The following is a 1342-nucleotide window of genomic DNA, read 5'->3' on the forward strand; positions in this document are numbered from 1 at the left end:
AAGCTCAATCGTCTCGGCCCAGCCGTCATCAACAAGCGATTCGTGTGTCATCGCAGTGTAGAATCACACCCGATTCCGCAGGGCAATACCTATCTTAGCGCCTATGCCCAAGTGGGGGAGATCACCGCTGCGCCAGCCTCGCGCTCTCCACCGCAATGCCGAGCAGCGCCTGCCGCGCCAGCGCTTCCGACAAATCCGGCCTGCGCCTGGTCTGCAGCACGGCCGATTGCAGCCGGTTCAGCGCGCGGCTGAGCGCCTCGACGTTCCAGCGCTCCAGCGCCTTCTCCACCAGCTTGCGCCGCGAGAAAAACACCGGCGGACGGGCGCCGGCCACTGCCGAGGCGGCGTTGCGGCCGGCGGTGTCCATCTGGCCGCGCATGACCTGAAGCTGCTGCAGCTGCCGCATCGCCGAGGACAGTACCAGGAAAGGATGGCCGCCGGACAGGCAGTGGCGGGTGAAGGCGGTGTCGAAGTCACCGATCCTGCCCTCCAGCACAGCATCGACCGCGTCGTCGAAGGAGGCGCCGGAGACGTCGCCGGACATCGCCCTTACGTCGTCGAGGCTGATGTCCTTCTGGCCGTGGGCATAAAGCACCAGTTTTTCGATCTCACCGCGTGAGGCCAACCGGTCGCCGCCGAGATTGCGGCGCAGCGCCTGGCGTGCGTCGAGCGCCATCGACATGCCGGCCTTGCGCAACTCGTCGTCGATGACGCTGTCGATGTCGCGGGCTTCATCGGCGTAGCAAGGCAGCGCCATGGCGGTGTCGGCGGCCTCGACGATCGCGCGCAGTCCGACGCCCTTTTTCAGGTCGCCGGCCTCGATGAGAATGATGGCGTCGCGCGCGGGCTCCGCGGTCAGCGCCTTGACGTCGTCGGCCAGGGCCTTCTGGCCGCTGGCATTTCGCACCCACAGAAGCCGCCGGTCGGAGAACATCGGCACGGTGCGGGCTTCGTCGAGCAGCCGGCCCTGGTCGCGATCGACCTCCGCGCCATCGAGCCGGACGACTGAGAACGGATCGTCGAGCGACAGGCCGGTTTTCGCGGCAAAGGCTTTGGCCCGCTCGGCGACCAAGCCGCGGTCGGGACCGTAAAGCAGGACGATCGATATGCGCGCGTCAGGCTTCGCCAGCCACGAATCGACCTCGTATCCTTTTTTCTGCGCCATGGAGGGTGGTTAGCATGATGCGGTCGCTGAGTGAACGTTCTCCAAAGCGTTCGAGACCTTGGCGCCCTTCCTCTCCCTCCGGAGGGGGGAGAGGTGGCTCGGCTGTCCGAACCGGATAGATAGGTAACAGAATGGACCGATAGCATGGGTGACAGTTTTCTTGTCCGCCGGAGGACC

At 65.6% G+C, this 1342-nt stretch carries 1 protein-coding gene; it reads right to left on the reverse strand.

Features of this window, described 5'->3' with window-relative positions:
• Nucleotides 1–121 precede the first annotated feature (121 nt).
• Nucleotides 122–1165 carry a DNA polymerase III subunit delta gene (holA, locus tag X730_RS135385; protein WP_023706774.1) on the reverse strand — a complete coding sequence of 348 codons (1044 nt, stop codon included), beginning with the start codon at nt 1163–1165 and terminating at the stop codon, nt 122–124.
• Between the last annotated feature and the right edge of the window lie 177 nt (nt 1166–1342).

The sequence above is a fragment of the Mesorhizobium sp. L103C131B0 genome (genome assembly GCF_000502275.1).
Lineage (GTDB): Bacteria > Pseudomonadota > Alphaproteobacteria > Rhizobiales > Rhizobiaceae > Mesorhizobium.